The sequence below is a fragment of the Phyllobacterium sp. SYP-B3895 genome (assembly GCF_009647635.1).
Taxonomy (GTDB): domain Bacteria; phylum Pseudomonadota; class Alphaproteobacteria; order Rhizobiales; family Rhizobiaceae; genus Phyllobacterium; species Phyllobacterium pellucidum.
This window is the reverse complement of record NZ_WJIG01000002.1, coordinates 1,142,156-1,159,479: the sequence shown is the minus strand read 5'-3', so window position 1 is coordinate 1,159,479 and position 17,324 is coordinate 1,142,156. Positions and strand designations below refer to the sequence as shown.

The window sequence follows — 17,324 nt, the reverse complement described above, 5'->3', positions numbered from 1 at the left end:
CGCTCCTCTGATCCGTTTGGACCCTGCGGCGCCTCATCATCAAGGACATCATCATGACATCCAAACCTGTCTGGTTCATCACTGGCTGTTCAACCGGTTTTGGCCGCGAACTCGCGCGGCACACGCTTGAACTTGGCTATCCGACCGTCGTCACCGCGCGCAATCCATCGCATGTCGAAGAACTTGCCAAAGACCACAAGGACAATGCCCTCGTTCTGAAGCTCGATGTGACAAAGGCCGAAGAGATTGCCAGCGCAGTCAAGGCGGCGCACGAGCATTTCGGTCGGATCGACGTGCTCGTGAACAATGCCGGCATCGGCTATTTCGGCTCGCTCGAAGAGAGCGATATGGATGAAGTGCGCAAGATGTTCGACATCAACGTTTGGGGTCTCGCCAACATGACGCGCGCGGTCCTGCCTGTCATGCGCAAGCAGCGCTCCGGGACGATCGTCAATATTTCCTCGCAGGGCGGTCTCATCGCCAATGTCGCCGTCAGCTTCTATGCAGCAACCAAGTTCAGCGTTGAGGCGCTTTCGGAATCGCTGTCGAAGGAGGTGGCGCCGCTCGGCATCAAGGTCCTGATCGTCGAGCCCAGCGGCTTCCGCACGGACTGGGCGGGCCGCTCGGCCAATGAAGTGCCGGAAACAATGGAGGACTACCGGACCACCGCTGGCGCGCGGCTCGATATGCTGCGCAAGGTCAGCGGCAATCAGCCGGGCGATCCGGTGCGCGCGGCAAAGGCAATCGTCCAGGCTGTGGAGGCGGAAAATCCACCTCTGCGTCTTCTCCTCGGCAAGGAAGCGCTGGAGAATGCCCGCAAGAAGATCGGCGAACTGGCACGCGATTTCGACGCCTGGGCCGATGTGACCGTCGGCGCGGACGCGCCGAAAGGCGAATAGGCCAACAACGTTGGTTCAACCTTCGTTTGGTAACAAACAAGTTCGCTTTCAGCTACTGTAGGGCGAACTTGGTGCTATTAGCTAAGTTAGCTAATCTGGAGAACTCCGATGCAGGTCAATGTCCATGCAGCCAAATCAAATCTCTCGAAGTTGATCGATGCCGGCTTGTCGGGAGAAGAGGTTATTATCGCCAAAGGCAACAAGCCGGTGGTGAAGCTGGTTCCGATCCCCAAAAGCCGCTTTAAAGCCGGAGCGCTCAAGGAACTTGCCGGTACGGCGCCAGATTTTCTTGAGCCGATGTCCGAGGAGGAATTGGCGCTTTGGGAACGTAGTGAATGAGAGCTGTCTTGCTCGATACTCATGTCTGGGCATGGTTTCTGCTTGCAGATAAACTTCTTCCGAAAGCTCATTTGTCGATGATTGAGGAAGCCGATGAGGTTTTCGTTTCTCTCGTGAGTTTTTTTTGAAATCAGCCACAAGGTGCGGCTCGGCGAATGGCCGGAGATGACGCCCTTTGTTGATCGCCTTCTTCCCATATTCGAAGCACAATTCGGCCGTGTCGCAACTTTGACGCCTGAAGTAAGCCTGAAGGCTGGCCTGCTGGATTGGTCGCATCGCGATCCCTTTGACCGGGTGCTCGCTGCGAGCGCGATTCACTATGAGTTGCCACTTGTCTCCGCCGATGTAACATTCGATCAATTGGCGGAGCAGAAAGGTTGGGTTGCGCGTATATGGTAGTGGCCGGCATGGCCGGCCGCAATTTCTCGTTTGAAGCCAGTTTTATCAGATCAGATGACGCAGAATCACGAACAGCGTGAACGACAGGGCGATCGAAACGGGCAGCGTCAGCACCCAGGCCATCAGCAGATTACGCACGGTCGACATCTGCAGTCCCGATCCGTTCGCAACCATCGTTCCGGCGACGCCCGACGATAATATGTGCGTCGTGCTCACCGGCAGGCCGAGCGTATCGGCGGTGAAAATGGTCCCCATGGCCACCAGTTCGGCGGAAGCGCCCTGGCCGTAGGTCAGGTGGGTCTTGCCGATCTTTTCGCCGACGGTCACGACGATGCGCCTCCAGCCGACCATGGTTCCAAGCCCGAGCGCCAGCGCCACGGCCACCTTGACCCAGGTCGGGATGAACTTCGTCGCATTGTCGATCGCCTGGTGATAGGTCTTGATGACGGCAAGGTCCGCCGCTTCCATCGGCAGCAGCTTCTTCTTGTCGATCAGCTTGAGTGCCTCACCGGCAAGATACATGTCGTTGCGGGTATTGCTGACCATGCCGGTCGGCACATTAGCGGCCGAACCATAGGGCGAAATGCTCGCATTGGTATCGACGATGAACTGCTGCAGCGCGACAGTCGTGGCATCGCTCCAGGTTTTGGTGCGCACGGCCTCGCTGACGACGGCATGCGCATCCGTCACGACGACGCCGGGCTTTTCGTATTTCTGGAGAACGGCACCGGCCTGCGTCGCAGCGGCCTTGTAGGCGTCGAGATAGTTGATGTCGGGAGTCCTGTTGAGTGCAAAGGCGGTCGGCACGACGCCGATCAGGATGAGCATGATCAAGCCCATGCCCTTCTGGCCGTCGTTTGAACCGTGGGCGAAACTGACGCCCGTGCAGGTGAAGATCAGCATTGCGCGAATCCACAGAGGCGGTGGTGTATTGCCCTTCGGCGCCTCATAAAGCGCCTTGTTCCTGATGAATAGCTTCATGGTGAGAAGCAGAAGCGCCGCCGCGCCGAAGCCGACAAGCGGAGAAATCAAAAGCGACATGCCGACTTCGGTCGCTTTCGACCAGTCGACACCGCTGGTTGCCGTGCCTGTCGGCGCGACGAACTGGTTGGCGAGGCCGACGCCGACGATCGAGCCGATGAGCGTATGCGAACTTGAGGCGGGCAGACCGAAATACCAGGTGCCGAGGTTCCAGATGATCGCCGCCGCCAGCAGCGAGAAAACCATGGCGAGGCCGGCGCTCGAACCCACCTGCATGATCAGTTCGACCGGAAGCAATGAAATAATGCCGAAGGCTACCGCACCGCTCGCGGTCATCACACCGAGGAAATTGAAAAAGCCCGACCAGATTACGGCGAATTCCGCCGGCATCGAATTGGTGTAGATCACCGTCGCGACCGCATTGGCGGTATCGTGGAAACCGTTCACAAACTCAAACCCCAGGGCCGTCACCAGGGCAAGACCGAGCAGGATCCACGGCACAGCGACGGCACTGGTCAAATCCTGCGTCAGCGACCAGCCGACATAGATAAGGCCGGCGATAAGGATCGCGACGACGGCATAGTTGGGCAGATTGCCGAGGCTTTTGGGTTTTTCGAGAGGGTGTTCGCTGAGGCTCGTAGCCGCCAAATTCTCTGCCGTCATAGCCAGTTCCCCTGCCAATCCATTATCGAAATATGGGGAAAGCCTATGGCCCGTCGATGAACCTCTTATGACAATACGGGATTACTTGCGCCGGGCGCCGGGAGTCTCTATCGGTTTTTGGAAAGAAACACTGGAAGCGCCATGCATAAGGTCGTCATCAGCGGTACGGGCGTTTTCACGCCTGAACAGTCCATCAGCAACGCCGAACTGGTCGAGGCGTTCAACACCTTTGCGACGCGGCAGAACGAACTTCATGCCGACGAGATCGCGTCGGGAACGCGCGAGGCAATCGCCATGTCCGCCGAAGATTTCATCGTGCGCGCATCGGGCATCGAGCGTCGCCACGTCCTTAACAAGTCAGGGGTGCTCGATCCCGAAATCATGCATCCAGTCTTGCCGGAACGCCGCGATGAAGAACTCTCGGTCATGGCGGAAATGGCGGTGCAAGCCGCAACGGATGCGCTCGCCAAGGCCGGACGCACCGCCTCGGAAATCGATGCGGTCATTTGCGCCGCCTCCAACCACGAGCGTCCTTACCCTGCCATCGCCATCGAGGTGCAGCAGGCGCTCGGCATCGAGGGTTTCGGCTTTGACATGAACGTCGCCTGTTCGTCGGCGACCTTCGGCGTTCAGGCGGCGGCAGACATGATCCGTTCAGGCTCGGCCCGCGCTATCCTCATGGTCAATCCCGAAATCTGTTCGGCGCATCTCGAATGGCGCGACCGGGACTGCCATTTCATCTTCGGCGACGTCTGTACGGCGGTCTTGCTCGAGCGAGCCGATCTCGCGACGGCCCTCGATCGTTTCGAAATCGTGTCGACCCGCTGCCTCACCCAGTTTTCCAACAATATCCGCAACAATAACGGGTTCCTGCGGCGGACCCGCGAAGGCCATATGAGCGACCGCCGCGACATGCTGTTCCGCCAGGAGGGCCGCAAGGTTTTCAAGCAGGTCGTGCCGATCGTTGCCGACCTTATCCTCACCCACCTTGCCGACGAGAATATTGCACCCGCGCACCTGTCGCGCCTCTGGCTGCACCAGGCCAATAAGAGCATGAATGATCTGATCGGCGTCAAGGTGCTCGGGCGCGAGCCGCAGCCAGGCGAACAGCCGAATATCCTGCAGGACTATGCCAATACGTCGTCGGCCGGATCGATCATCGCCTTCTCGAAATTCTCCGACGATCTCGCACCCGGCAGCCTCGGCGTCATCTGTTCCTTCGGCGCCGGTTATTCTGTCGGCAGCGTGATCGTCAGGAAGGTGTAGCTGCTAGACCCGGTCCATCAGCGCGTACCAGCTGAGCGCCAGAAACAGCAGCGGCGCCCGTAATGTGCGCCCGCCGGGAAATGCCGGGACCTTAAGCTCCTCCAGAAGTTTCAGCCGGTCGCGGTTGCCGGCCACGGTCTCCGCATAGAGCTTGCCGACATAGTTGGCCAACATCACCCCATGGCCGGAATAGCCGCCGGCCGAGATCACATTCGGCATCACCTCGCGCACGAAGGGTTGGCGCGGAAGTGTGATACCGACCGAACCGCCCCAGGCCTGGGTAATCTCGACATCGGCCAGTGCCGGATAGATCTCGGCGATCTGCCGCCGGATATGAGTGCTGATGTCCTCCGGATTGTCTGCCGTATAGGCCTCGCGCCCGCCAAAGAGCAGGCGACCGTCGCGTGAGCGGCGGAAATAGCGCACGACAAAGCGGGAATCGTCGACACTTTCCCCGCCTGGGAGGACGGGGCTGTCCTTGCCGAGCGGAACCGTGGCGCCGATGAAGGAACGGATCGGCATCACATGCGCCGCGCTGACGGGTTCGAGATTGCCGCCATAGGCGTTGACAGCGATCAGGGCCTTGGCCGCCGTCACGGTCCCCGAACCGGTCGTGACAGCAACGCGTCCGTTTTCGGAGCTGATCCCCGTGACCTTGGTGTTTTCGAAGAGATGCGCGCCGGCTTTTGCCGCTGCCCGGGCGGTTCCGACGACGAGCTTCATCGGCTGGATGTGGCCCGTCCCCTTGTCGTAGTTTCCCCCAAGGAAACGGGTAGAGCCGAGCCGCTCGGCAGTCTCCGCCGCATCCATGAAGTGAATATGCGGATAGCCGAAACGTGTCGCCATAAGCTCCGCATGCTTTTGGTAATGTTTCAGATAGCGCTTCTTGTGCACCACCGACATTTGCCCCGGCACATATTCGATGTCGATACCATGGGTTTCGGCAAATTGCAGGAGGTAGGCTTTTGCCGCTTCGGCAAGATCGAAGAGTGCCTTGGCGCGGGTGAAACCATATTGCGCTTCAAGGTCCTCGGCCCAGGTGCGTTGGCCGGTGCCAAGCTGGCCGCCGTTGCGTCCCGATGCGCCGTCGCCGAAACGATAGGCTTCGAGGAGCACCACGTCGGCCCCTGCCGACGCCAGGTGGACGGCGGCTGAAAGGCCGGTGAAACCGCCGCCGATGATGACGACGTCCGCCTGACGCGATCCGTCGAGCGCCGGATATTCGGTCCGGTCAGGAATGGTGGTTTCGTACCAGGAGATGCCGGGTGAAATGGGCGATTGATAGGGCATGTCGTAAGGCAATTTTCGTGTCAAACGTTGAGCAGCAAATATTCGCGCTCCCACGGGCTGATCACCTCCATAAAGGTCTCGAACTCGGCGCGCTTTATGGCGGCGTAGGTTATGACGAAGGCTTCGCCAAGCATGCCGATCAGGTCCTTGTCCTGCTCGAACAGGATTGTCGCTTCGATGAGACCGCGCGGCAGTTCGATCAGGCTGTCATTGACCGTGGTCGAGGCCGGTGCGTCGGGCTCGAGCCTGTTGTTCATGCCGATCAGACCGCAGGCGAGCGACGCCGCAAGCGCGAGATAGGGGTTGGCATCGGATGAGGGGATGCGGTTTTCGACGCGGCGCGCCGAGGGATCCGAGCGCGGCACGCGAAACGCGGTCGTACGGTTGTCATATCCCCATTTGACGTTGACAGGAGCCGACGCCGCCGGCGTAAGACGCCGGTAGGAATTCACATAAGGTGCGAACATGACCAGCGACGCCGGCACGTGCTTTTGCATGCCGCCGATGAAATGCCGGAACGCTTCGCTTTCGGTGCCATCCGGATTGGTGAAGACATTGCGGCCCGTCTTCTTGTCGATGATCGACTGGTGGATGTGCATAGCCGAGCCCGGCTGGCCCTGGATCGGCTTGGCCATGAAGGTCGCATACATGTCATGCTTCAGCGCGGCCTCGCGGATGGTGCGCTTGAACATGAACACCTGGTCGGCAAGTTCCACGGGATCGCCGTGGCGCAGGTTGATTTCGAGCTGCGCCGCGCCTTCTTCGTGGATCAGCGTGTCAATCTCGAGGCCCTGGCCTTCGGAGAAATGGTAGATATCGTCGATGAGCTCGTCGAACTCGTTGACGCCGGCGATCGAATAGCCCTGGCCGCCGCCGATGGCGCGGCCGGACCGGCCGACCGGCGGGGTCAGCGGGTAGTCGGGATCGGGGTTCTTGCGAACGAGGTAGAATTCGATTTCCGGGGCGACGACCGGCTTCAGGCCTTTCTTGCTATAGGCGGCCATGACGCGCTTCAGGACGTTGCGCGGCGTGAACTCGACGGCCTCGCCCTCCTTGTTGACGAGATCGCAGATGACCTGCGCTGTCGGGTCGCTTTCCCAGGGAACCTCGGAAAGGGTCGAAAGGTCCGGCATCAGCTTGAGATCGCCGTCGTCCTCCGGATAGGAAAAACCGTGGCCGTCTTCGGGATAGGAGCCGGATATCGTCGCCATGAACACGGCAGAGGGCAGGGCGAGCGAGGTATTGGAGGTGAATTTCTTCGACGGCATCATCTTGCCGCGGGCGACGCCTGCCTGGTCCGGGGTAATGCATTCGATGTCTTCGATATCCCGCCAGGCCAGCCATTCTGAAGCTTCGCGCCAGTTTTTCACCCCGCGCTTGGATTTGACATAGGCTGGCGTTCGCCGCCGTGTTGTTGTCCGCGCGGGCTTCTTCTCAGGGGTTTCGGAAGGCATCAATCACCAGATTTCGTTTCGATGCCAAAATGATAGAGCAAAATACTTGCCGATGGGAGGCAGGCCCCGGATATATTTGTGGAGGGTCGGGTCTGGCCAAAGTAGAATGGACGCCACATGGCCGGTGGCGGCGTTGCGCGGTGGGCACCGAGCGACGACGTTTGCCAAATGGGGTAGAAGGAACGGCACACGATACGACTGGCGACGGTTCCTCGCATTTCCGGTGCGCTTTCTCAGACCCGTACGCGCACCTTCTCGCGCGACCTTCCCTTGCCGTTATCGCGCCATTCTCACCGCCGTCATCCTCGGGCCCTTGTCCCGAGGATCCATTCTTCCTTTTGCGGGTCGAGAGTCCAAAGGTGGATCCTCGGGACAAGGGCCCGAGGATGACGGCGGTTGGGGGAGTTGGTGGGGTGTTAAACGGGTTGAGGGCTGCGGGGTGTTAAACGGAGCGAACAGCGATTGAACAGCGCGGCAGTTGGGAGTCGAACGCGGCTATGGGAAGCTGAACGGGAAAAACCGACGCGATGGCCGAGGAATGGGTCCGCCAGTGCTAGTTACCGCAGCGTGTGGTAGAGATCATCCCACTGCGGGTTCAAGCCTTCGATCAAGCGTATCTTCCATTCCCGGTACCACCTCTTCATCGATTTCTCCCTCTGGATGGCATCGACGATGAGTTCATGCTGTTCGTACCAGACAAGCCGCTTGCAGCCGTACTTCCACGCAAATCCCGGCGTCAGGCCCTCTCTGTGTTGATAGACTCGGCCGGGTAGATCCGCCGTCACGCCAATATAGAGCGTGCCCCTTCTGGAATTGGTGACGATGTAAACGTAGCCGCTCATTCTGGACCCCGAGGTTTCGCCCCTGAGTCTGGCCACTCGCCGTGGACGTGTAAATTGAACGAAGGTCGAAGAAGGAGCCTCTCGTCGTCCTCGCACCACCCTCGCCGTCATCCTGGCTCTTGACCCGACGATCCACCCTTTCGCTCGCGCGCTGCAAGGCGGAAAAGCCAAAACCGCCCGCAATCGCTTGCGGGCGGTCTTTGCGCCGTGCGGGCTCCAGACCGAAGCCCGAGAAGGCCACGGCTGCAGTTATTGGCGCGTGACCACGACCGGGATCAGAAGATCGCCCCAGTTGCCGTCGCCGCCGTGATGGCGGGCCGAGCGGACGAGTTCCACCGATACGCCGGCATCGACCGCCTTCATCACGGACTGGTTGAGGCGGTGCAGGTCGTTTGCGACCATGCGAATGACAGCCTGCTGGTCTGCATTCATGGCCGATGATTGCTCCTCGGCCCGTTCCTTTACGCGTGTCTGCGGTGCCATGATTTTCTCCTTGTTTGGCGTTGCAGCGGCGGTCTTGTGATCGCCGGATGGGCGAGGCGGCATATTTGGGCCAGGCCGCCTCGTCGGTTGTTACTCCGCAGCCGGACGGAACTGAGCCGTCTCGGTCGATTCTTTCATGGCCGTCGTCGAGGACTGGCCGCCGGTAATTGCCATCGAGACCGCATCGAAATAGCCGGTGCCGACCTCGCGCTGGTGCTTGGTGGCGGTGTAGCCATTGGCCTCGGCGGCAAATTCCGCTTCCTGCAGTTCCGAGTAGGCCGACATCTGCCGGTCCTTGTAGCCACGGGCGAGTTCGAACATGCCGAAATTGAGCTGGTGGAACCCGGCGAGTGTAATGAACTGGAACTTGTAACCCATGGCGCCGAGTTCCCGCTGGAATTTTGCGATCGTTGCCTCGTCGAGATGCTTCTTCCAGTTGAAGGAAGGCGAGCAATTATAGGCAAGGAGCTTGTCCGGATGCTCCTTGCGCACGCCTTCGGCAAAGCGCCTTGCCTGTTCGAGGTCGGGCTTCGACGTCTCGCACCAGATGAGATCGGCATGCGGCGCATAGGCGATCGCCCGGCCGATACAGGGTTCAATGCCATTTTTGACCTGATAGAAGCCTTCCGCTGTTCGCCCTGCATCATAATCCACGAACGGACGATCACGCTCGTCGATATCGGATGTCAGAAGCTTCGCGGCTTCCGCATCGGTGCGGGCAATAACCAGCGTCGGCGTGCCCATGACGTCGGCGGCAAGCCGCGCGGCATTGAGATTGCGGATATGCGCCGCCGTCGGGATCAGCACCTTGCCGCCGAGATGACCGCACTTCTTCTCCGAAGCGAGCTGATCCTCGTAGTGGACGCCGGCAGCACCCGCCTCGATGAACGCCTTCATGATTTCGAAGGCATTGAGCGGACCGCCGAAACCGGCTTCTGCGTCAGCGACGATCGGTGCAAACCAGGTCTCGACCGAAAGACCCTTGCCCTCCGCCGTCTCGATCTGGTCGGCGCGCTGCAGCGTCTTGTTTATGCGCTTGGCCAGTTCCGGCGCTGCATTGGCCGGATAGAGCGACTGGTCTGGGTACATGGCTGAAGCTGTATTTGCATCGGCTGCCACCTGCCATCCGGAAAGATAAATTGCCTTGAGGCCTGCGCGAACCATCTGCATTGCCTGATTGCCCGAGAGAGCACCCAGCGCATTGACGAAACCTTCTTCGTGGATGAGCTTCCAGAGCCGGTTTGCGCCGTTTTCAGCAAGAGTATGTTTGATCTGAACCGAGCCTCGCAGGCGCAAGACATCGTCAGGCGTATAGGGGCGTTCGATACCATCATAGCGGCCCTCCGGAGCGTTTGGTACGAGGTTGTAAAAATCAGTCATTCTTGTCTCCACAAAGAGTTTGCGTCCCACAGCCTGATGTACTTACGCTGCGTTGATGTGACTAAATTTACATTGCAGCGCGGTACGATCCAGCAATATCGAGATATTTGGGCTGCATTTCGAGTTAGGCTGTGGCGGATTGACAGTCGTAGATTGTAAAGTTGTCAATCTTGTAATAGGCTTGCCGATGTAAATTGTTGTCAAGAGGCGTTATGCACGCTCACTTTGCAAACAGGTCAAACCGGGGGTGCCTCGATGGCTGAGGGAAAAATCTTTGCGGGGCCCCGTATCCGCCGCATCCGCAACGAGCGCGGCCTGACGCAGACGTCCATGGCCGAGGCGCTCGGCATATCGCCATCCTATCTCAACCTGATCGAGCGCAATCAGCGACCGCTGACTGTGCAGCTGCTGCTGAAGCTTTCCGCGACCTACAAGATTGAACTCGACACGCTGCAGATGGAGACGGGTTCCTCCATGGCGGCGCTGAAGGAGGTCTTTTCCGATTCACTGCTCAACGGGGAATTGCCCGGCGACCAGGAGCTGATCGAGATCAGCGACGCGGCGCCCAATGCGGCTGCCGGGATCATCAAACTCTACCGCGCCTATAAGGAGCAGATGGAGCGGCTTTCCGACCTTTCCGATCTTTTGGCTCAGGACGGCCGCGCGCCGTCGCTTTCGGCGACGCGCCTTCCGCTCAACGAGGTGCGTGAAGTTCTGGAGCGGCGCGCCAACCATTTCTCGCGCATTGAAGGCGAGGTCGACAGTTTTGTCAGCCTCATCAAACCCGGTGACGAACTGCTTGCCGCGTTGAAGGCCTGGCTGAAGAGCGAGCACGGCATTTCCGTGCGCGTGCTTCCGGTCGCGACCATGCCCAACTGGCGCCGTCGCTATGACCGCCACTCGCAGCGCCTGTTCATCTCCGAACGGCTATCTCCCTTCGACCAGCTGCGCGAAGTGGCGATGGAAGCGGCGCTTATGCGCATGCAGGTGGTGATCGCAGCGGAAATCCAGGAACTGAAACTCTCCTCGGATGAGGCGAAGCGCATCGCGCGCTTCGAACTCGGGCGCTATGCAGCCCATGCGCTGATGATGCCATACCAGCTCTTCCAGATTGCCGCGACCCGGGCGCGCTATGATATCGACGTCCTGCGCTCGCGTTTCAACGTATCGTTCGAACATGCGGCCAACCGCTTGACGACGCTGCAGAACCAAAACGGCATCGGCTTCTTCATGCTCGAAGTCGATCATGCGGGCAATCGTTTCCGCCGGGCCGGATCACAGGGCTTTCCGCAATCGCGCTTCGGCGGGGATTGCCCGAAACTTCCGGTGCATTCCGCCTTCGCCCAGCCCGGCCAAATCCTTGTCGAGGCGGTCGAGATGCCGGGCGGCGCGGAGTTCCTGACGATTGCCCGCACGCTGGAGGGTCCGCAAGGCGCTTTCAACGAGCGTCCACGCCGCACAGCGATTCTCGTCGGCTGCGATATCGCGTTTGCCGATGACACGGTCTATGGCAGCGCGCTCGGCAATCGCAGCATCAGTGCTGCTCCGCTTGGCAAGTTCGTCGGCATGACGCAGGTTGGCCCCGCGTGCCGACTGTGCGAGCGGGTAGCGTGCCTCTCGCGTGCCGAACCTCCGGTGACGCGGCCGCTCGGCCTCGACGAGATGGTGACGGGTCTGAGCGCATTTGATTTTCAATGAATATGGCGATGGCGCAAAACCGATAATAGCTGGTCGCTCTGGTAGCTTTACCGCGCGCAAAGCTTAGGCATTCTCCGCGCATGAGCGCCACTGCAATTCCTATGCCTCCCGTCGTTGGGCCCGATCCCGTCAAGAGTTCGGCGGAGACCGCGATCGGCTGTTTGCTCGTTGCAGGCTCGGCGATTGCCTGGAGCACCGGCGGCGCGTTTGCGCGGTTCCTCGATGTGTCCGACAATTGGACGGTCGTTTTCTGGCGATCGGTATTTGCGGGGCTGTTTCTCCTGTGCTTCATGCTGGTGCGCGATGGTCCGCGCGGCACGTTGCGGCTTTTCCGGCACATGGGTTTGGCCGGGGTGGGCGTCGCCATATGCTTTGCCATCGCCTCGTCGTGCTTCATCATCGCGCTCTCCTATACGACGGTTGCCAATGTGCTCCTGCTGCAAGCTGGCGTTCCTCTGTTCGCCGCGCTGATCTCCTGGGTGCTGTTTCGCGAACGCGTGAGTGTTGCGACCTGGATCGCCATCGGCACCGTCATTGCCGGGGTGGCCATCATGGTGTCGGATTCGCTGGACGGTGAAGTCTCGCCCATCGGCGACATGCTGGCGTTGCTGATCGCTATATCCTTCGCCACTGCGACAGTGATCACCCGTCGTAAGGCGCACCTGCGCATGACGCCCGCCGTTTTCCTCGGCGTCGTCATCGCTGCAATTGTGGCTTCGACCACGGCAGGCGAGTTTCGTGTCAGCGCCCACGATTTCGGACTGCTTTTCGCGCTCGGCGCCATCAATCTTGGCCTCGGGCTCGCTCTCTTCGTCAGCGGTGCGCGCCTCATCCCGTCGGCGCTGGCCGCGCTGATCGGAACGCTCGAACCGGTCCTTGGTCCGGTGTGGGTCTGGCTCCTCCATAATGAAGTGCCTTCACCGCGCACCATCATCGGTGGCACGATTATTCTCGTGGCGCTGCTGCTGCATCTCGGCTGGGAATACCGCCGCCAGCGCCATCTCCGGACAGCCTGACGCGTCGCGCCGATGCCAGGCGCGTGCACAAAAATCACGCTCGCGCAAAATTAAGCAGCGAAGTCTTCGCAACACGGTTGACGAAGCAGTTGCAATCTAAAAAGGTAGGTCCAGCAAGGGAACACGGCGCGCCGCGGGAATGGCGTGCCGGCAGCATGGAGACCTAAATGGGAATGAAAACTGTACTGTTGACGGCGACACTCGCGCTCGGCCTTGCGAGTTCGGCATTGGCCGCAGACCGCGTCGTCAACGTCTATAACTGGTCGGACTATATCGATCCCACGATCCTTGAGGAATTCACCAAGGAGACCGGTATCAAGGTCGTCTATGACACGTTCGATTCCAACGAGATTCTTGAAACGAAGCTGCTCGCGGGTGGAACCGGCTACGACGTCGTGGTGCCGACCGCCAACTTCCTGCAGCGCCAGATCGCAGCTGGCGTCTTCCAGAAGCTCGACAAGTCGAAACTGCCCAACCTTTCCAACACCTGGGACGAGATCACCCAGCGCATCTCCACCTATGATCCCGGCAACGAATACTCGGTCGACTATATGTGGGGCACGACCGGCATCGGATACAATGCCGACAAGATGAAGGAAATCCTCGGCTCCGATGAGAAACCGAGCTGGGACGTCCTGTTCAAACCTGAACTTGCGGCCAAGTTCAAGGATTGCGGCATTCACATCCTCGATTCTGCTTCCGATGTCATGCCTTCCGCTCTCAACTATCTCGGGCTCAATCCCGACAGCAAGGACCCGGATGAACTTGCAAAGGCCGGCGCCCTGCTTGAAACCATCCGTCCATATGTGCGCAAGTTCCACTCTTCGGAATATATCAATGCGCTCGCCAACGGCGATATCTGCCTTGCGCTGGGTTATTCCGGCGACATCCTGCAGGCGAAGACCCGCGCTGACGAGGCCAAGGCCGGCGTAAACGTTGCCTATACGATCCCGTCGCAGGGTGCGCAGATGTGGTTCGACCTGATGGCGGTCCCGGCCGATGCGCCGCACGTCGCTGAGGCTCACGAATTCATCAATTACATGCTCAAGCCCGAAGTCGCCGCCAAAGCCTCCAACTACGTTTCCTATGCCAACGGCAATAAGGCTTCTCAGGCGTTGATGGACAAGGCCGTATTCGAAAATCCGGAAGTCTATCCGGATGAAGCGACCTTGAAGAAACTCTTCACTGTCACACCCTACGACACCAAGACCCAGCGGATCGTCACGCGCTTGTGGACGAAAGTGGTCACAGGCCAGTAACTCCAAAAAACCCCGGCATCCCTGCCGGGGTTTTTCACGTTATGAATAGAGACCGGGGCAGGACATGAAATCACTGGGAAGCTTTCGCCGTAAATTCGCACCTTGGAACGATCCAGAGGCCAAGCCTTTCATCGCCATCGAGAACGTCACGAAGAAGTTTGCCGATTTCACCGCGGTCGATGACCTGTCCCTCGATATCTACAACCGGGAATTCTTCGCCCTTCTTGGGGCTTCGGGTTGCGGCAAATCTACCTTGCTGCGCATGCTCGCCGGATTCGAGGAGCCGACCGCCGGCCGCATTCTTCTGGATGGCCAGGATATGCGCGGCATCCCGCCCTATAAGCGGCCCGTCAACATGATGTTCCAGTCCTACGCGCTTTTCCCGCATATGACGGTGGAAGCGAATATCGCCTTCGGCTTGAAGCAGGACGGCATGAACAAGGCCGATATCGACACGCGCGTCGCGGAGATGATCAAGCTCGTCAAACTCGAGCGGTTCGTCAAGCGCAAGCCGCACCAACTATCGGGTGGTCAGCGCCAGCGCGTTGCCCTCGCACGTGCCGTCGCCAAGCGCCCGAAAGTCCTGTTGCTCGACGAGCCGCTCGGCGCGCTCGACAAGAAACTGCGCGAGGAAACGCAGTTCGAACTGATGGACCTGCAGATGAAGCTCGGCCTGACATTCGTGGTCGTCACGCACGATCAGGAAGAGGCGATGACCATGGCCGACCGCATTGCGGTCATGGACAAGGGCAAGGTCATGCAGGTAGCGACGCCAGCCGAGGTATACGAGGCGCCGAATTCGAAATTCGTCGCGGATTTTATCGGCAATGTGAACATGTTCGAAGGCATGACCGAGAACGTGGCGAACGGAAAGATCGAAATTGCCGTCGCGCCGGACAACATGCTCATTCGTACCGATGCGACCAAGACTTGCTCGGTGGGACAGCCGGTTGGATTTGCGATCCGGCCGGAGAAAATCCGTATCAGCCGCAAGCAGCCTGCCGACGCCACGTTCAACTCCGCCTATGGCGAAATGTGGGATATTGCCTATTTCGGCGACATGACGGTTTTCCACGTGAAGCTGGACAGCGGGCGCATCATCAAGGCGGCAAGCCTCAATGCGATGCGGACGGTCGAAGACCCGTTCGGGTACGATGACAAGGTGTGGATCAATTTCGATACCGATGCGGGTATCGTGCTCACTGCGTGAGAAGGGGCGATGTCATGCAAAGACTGATATCGTCGATCGCGAGCCGGCTCGTCATTGTCGTGCCCTATATCTGGCTGCTGGTTTTCTTCCTTGTTCCGTTCTTCATCGTCTTCAAGATTTCCCTGTCGGAAGTTGCGATGGCGATTCCGCCTTATTCGCCGGTCTTCGACCTTTCTGCCGGCTGGACGGCATTCAAGGACAGTGTTTCGAAGTTCTCCTGGGATAACTATCTCTGGCTGACGCAGGACCCGCTCTACTATAGGGCGTATCTCTCCAGCCTGTTCATCGCTGGCGTTTCGACCGTCCTCACACTGCTCGTCGGCTACCCCATCGCCTACGGAATGGCGCGCGCGCCCGCCACGGTAAGGCCGACGCTGCTGATGCTGGTCATCCTGCCGTTCTGGACGAGCTTCCTCATCCGCGTCTATGCCTGGATCGGCATTCTCAAGCCCGAGGGCCTGCTCAACCAGTTCCTGATGTGGGCGCATGTCATCGACACGCCGCTGAACATTCTCAACACCAACACCGCCGTCTTCATCGGCATCGTCTATTCCTACCTGCCGTTCCTCGTCCTGCCGATCTACTCGGCGCTGGAGAAGATGGACTATTCGCTGGTTGAAGCCGCCGAAGATCTTGGCTGCCCGCCGATTGCCGCCTTCTGGAAGATCACCTTCCCGCTATCGCTTCCCGGCGTCATTGCCGGATGCTTCCTGGTCTTCATTCCAGCCGTGGGCGAGTTCGTCATTCCCGACCTTCTCGGCGGTTCGCAGACGCTCATGATCGGCAAGACGCTGTGGAACGAGTTCTTCTCCAACCGCGACTGGCCTGTCTCTTCAGCCGTTGCGGTCATATTGCTGCTGCTGCTCGTCGTTCCGATCGTGCTCTTCCAGCGCGCCGAGGCGCGGGCCCAGGAAAGCGAGAAATGAGGCACATGAAATGAACACGACCTGGTCCCGCTTCAACATCGCTTCGTTGGTCGTCGGCTTCGCTTTCCTCTATCTGCCCATCGTCCTCCTGGTCATTTACTCCTTCAATGAATCGCGCCTCGTCACGGTCTGGGCCGGCTTTTCGGTCAAATGGTACGTCTCGCTTTTTCACAACCAGAGCTTCATTGACGCAGCATGGGTGACGATCCGCGTCGGTCTGTTTTCGGCGACCGTCGCCACCATTCTCGGGACGCTCGGCGCTCTCGCAATGACCCGGTACACGCGGTTTCGCGGACGCCTGCTGTTTTCAGCAATGATCTATGCGCCGCTGGTCATGCCTGAAGTCATCACCGGCCTTTCGATGCTTTTGCTCTTCGTTGCCGTTGGCATGGATCGCGGCATCTGGACGATCACGCTTGCCCATATCACCTTTTCCATGTGCTTCGTGGCGGTGGTCGTGCAGTCGCGCCTTGTCACCTTCGACCGTTCGCTCGAGGAAGCCGCAATGGACCTTGGCGCGACACCGGTGACGACCTTCTTCAAGGTGACGCTGCCGGTCATCCTGCCTGCCGTCGTGTCCGGCTGGATGCTGGCATTCACCCTGTCGCTCGATGACCTCGTCATATCAAGCTTCACATCGGGGCCGGGCGCAACGACGCTGCCGATGCGCATCTATTCGCAGGTTCGCCTCGGTGTGACGCCCGAGATCAACGCGGCCTGCACCATCCTCATCGCCATTGTGACCGTCGGCGTCATCATCGCGTCGATTGCCAACAAGCAGCGCGAAGTGCAGCGGGCGCGCGATGAGCAGGCGGCAGCCAGAAACTAGAACGTTTAAGCCATAGCTTTATCGATACTGCATTAGCTCAATGCGATTCCCGAATGGATCGTGGACGAAGCGACGTTCAATACCATCCAGCGGCGCTTCCTCGATAACCCTAATGCCCGCGGCTTCCAGTTTCTGCTGCAGCAATACCAGATCATCGACCACGAAGGCCGGATGTGCCTTGCCTGCCGGGATGAAGTTCGGGTCTACACCGAGATGGACCTTGACCGTTCCGGCTTGGAACCAGCAGCCACCGCGCGAGATGAGCTGCGCGGGCTTAGCGACCTCACGCAGGCCAAGGAGCCCATCATAGAAAGCACGCGCAGCCGCTTCACCGTTGACCGGCATTGCCAATTGAACATGGTCCATACCGATGATACGCATTATTCAATA

Annotated in this window: 17 protein-coding genes; 10 read left to right on the top strand and 7 right to left on the bottom strand. The window is 59.4% G+C overall.

Annotation, left to right across the window (positions count from 1 at the left end):
* The first annotated feature begins 53 nt into the window (after positions 1-53).
* The 3 genes from GF108_RS12080 (at position 54) to GF108_RS22440 (ending at position 1,637) form a co-directional block, all read left to right on the top strand.
* Complete coding sequence (locus tag GF108_RS12080) at positions 54-899, top strand: oxidoreductase (RefSeq protein ID WP_153668114.1); 846 nt, start codon at positions 54-56, stop codon at positions 897-899.
* A gap of 108 nt (positions 900-1,007) precedes the next feature.
* Positions 1,008-1,238, top strand: a complete 231-nt coding sequence (locus tag GF108_RS12075) for a type II toxin-antitoxin system Phd/YefM family antitoxin (RefSeq protein WP_153668113.1) — start codon at positions 1,008-1,010, stop codon at positions 1,236-1,238.
* 165 nt (positions 1,239-1,403) lie between these two features.
* A complete protein-coding gene (locus GF108_RS22440) occupies positions 1,404-1,637 on the top strand; it encodes a type II toxin-antitoxin system VapC family toxin (RefSeq protein WP_246663918.1) in 234 nt (77 codons plus the stop codon).
* 45 nt (positions 1,638-1,682) lie between these two features.
* On the opposite strand, the gene GF108_RS12065 is transcribed toward GF108_RS22440, so the two are convergent.
* Complete coding sequence (locus tag GF108_RS12065; protein ID WP_091919694.1) at positions 1,683-3,281, bottom strand: inorganic phosphate transporter; 1,599 nt, start codon at positions 3,279-3,281, stop codon at positions 1,683-1,685.
* Between the two features lie 141 nt (positions 3,282-3,422).
* On the opposite strand from GF108_RS12065, the gene GF108_RS12060 reads away from it, so the two are divergent.
* Entirely contained in the window at positions 3,423-4,547 is a 1,125-nt protein-coding gene (locus tag GF108_RS12060) for a beta-ketoacyl-ACP synthase III (protein WP_153668112.1), read from the top strand.
* Between the two features lie 3 nt (positions 4,548-4,550).
* Here the strand turns inward: GF108_RS12060 and GF108_RS12055 are convergent, their stop codons facing one another.
* The 5 genes from GF108_RS12055 to aceA form a co-directional block, all read right to left on the bottom strand.
* A complete protein-coding gene (locus GF108_RS12055; RefSeq protein ID WP_153668111.1) occupies positions 4,551-5,837 on the bottom strand; it encodes an FAD-binding oxidoreductase in 1,287 nt (428 codons plus the stop codon).
* A gap of 20 nt (positions 5,838-5,857) precedes the next feature.
* Positions 5,858-7,291, bottom strand: coding sequence for a glutamine synthetase family protein (locus GF108_RS12050; protein ID WP_027230262.1), 1,434 nt, complete (start codon positions 7,289-7,291; stop codon positions 5,858-5,860).
* Between the two features lie 557 nt (positions 7,292-7,848).
* Positions 7,849-8,133: a GIY-YIG nuclease family protein gene (locus GF108_RS12045; protein WP_091919688.1), complete on the bottom strand. Its 285-nt coding sequence runs from the start codon at positions 8,131-8,133 to the stop codon at positions 7,849-7,851.
* A gap of 249 nt (positions 8,134-8,382) precedes the next feature.
* Positions 8,383-8,616 carry a hypothetical protein gene (locus tag GF108_RS12040; RefSeq protein WP_027230260.1) on the bottom strand — a complete coding sequence of 78 codons (234 nt, stop codon included), beginning with the start codon at positions 8,614-8,616 and terminating at the stop codon, positions 8,383-8,385.
* Positions 8,617-8,706: 90 nt separating this feature from the next.
* Complete coding sequence (gene aceA / locus GF108_RS12035) at positions 8,707-9,996, bottom strand: isocitrate lyase (protein WP_153668110.1); 1,290 nt, start codon at positions 9,994-9,996, stop codon at positions 8,707-8,709.
* A gap of 255 nt (positions 9,997-10,251) precedes the next feature.
* On the opposite strand from aceA, the gene GF108_RS12030 reads away from it, so the two are divergent.
* From GF108_RS12030 to GF108_RS12005, 6 genes are all read left to right on the top strand, one after another.
* The gene (locus GF108_RS12030; RefSeq protein WP_153668109.1) at positions 10,252-11,694 is read left to right on the top strand and encodes a short-chain fatty acyl-CoA regulator family protein; all 1,443 of its coding nucleotides are present in this window, start codon (positions 10,252-10,254) and stop codon (positions 11,692-11,694) included.
* A gap of 101 nt (positions 11,695-11,795) precedes the next feature.
* A complete protein-coding gene (locus GF108_RS12025; protein WP_153668277.1) occupies positions 11,796-12,710 on the top strand; it encodes a DMT family transporter in 915 nt (304 codons plus the stop codon).
* Between the two features lie 167 nt (positions 12,711-12,877).
* Positions 12,878-13,969 (top strand): polyamine ABC transporter substrate-binding protein, encoded by a 1,092-nt coding sequence (locus GF108_RS12020; protein WP_172982619.1) that lies wholly within the window; start codon positions 12,878-12,880, stop codon positions 13,967-13,969.
* Between the two features lie 64 nt (positions 13,970-14,033).
* Positions 14,034-15,179, top strand: coding sequence for an ABC transporter ATP-binding protein (locus GF108_RS12015; protein WP_153668108.1), 1,146 nt, complete (start codon positions 14,034-14,036; stop codon positions 15,177-15,179).
* 14 nt (positions 15,180-15,193) lie between these two features.
* Positions 15,194-16,105 carry an ABC transporter permease subunit gene (locus GF108_RS12010; RefSeq protein ID WP_153668107.1) on the top strand — a complete coding sequence of 304 codons (912 nt, stop codon included), beginning with the start codon at positions 15,194-15,196 and terminating at the stop codon, positions 16,103-16,105.
* A 10-nt stretch (positions 16,106-16,115) separates the two neighbouring features.
* Positions 16,116-16,934 carry an ABC transporter permease gene (locus GF108_RS12005; protein WP_027230253.1) on the top strand — a complete coding sequence of 273 codons (819 nt, stop codon included), beginning with the start codon at positions 16,116-16,118 and terminating at the stop codon, positions 16,932-16,934.
* 18 nt (positions 16,935-16,952) lie between these two features.
* On the opposite strand, the gene GF108_RS12000 is transcribed toward GF108_RS12005, so the two are convergent.
* Positions 16,953-17,315 (bottom strand): VOC family protein, encoded by a 363-nt coding sequence (locus GF108_RS12000; protein WP_153668106.1) that lies wholly within the window; start codon positions 17,313-17,315, stop codon positions 16,953-16,955.
* Positions 17,316-17,324: the final 9 nt, after the last annotated feature.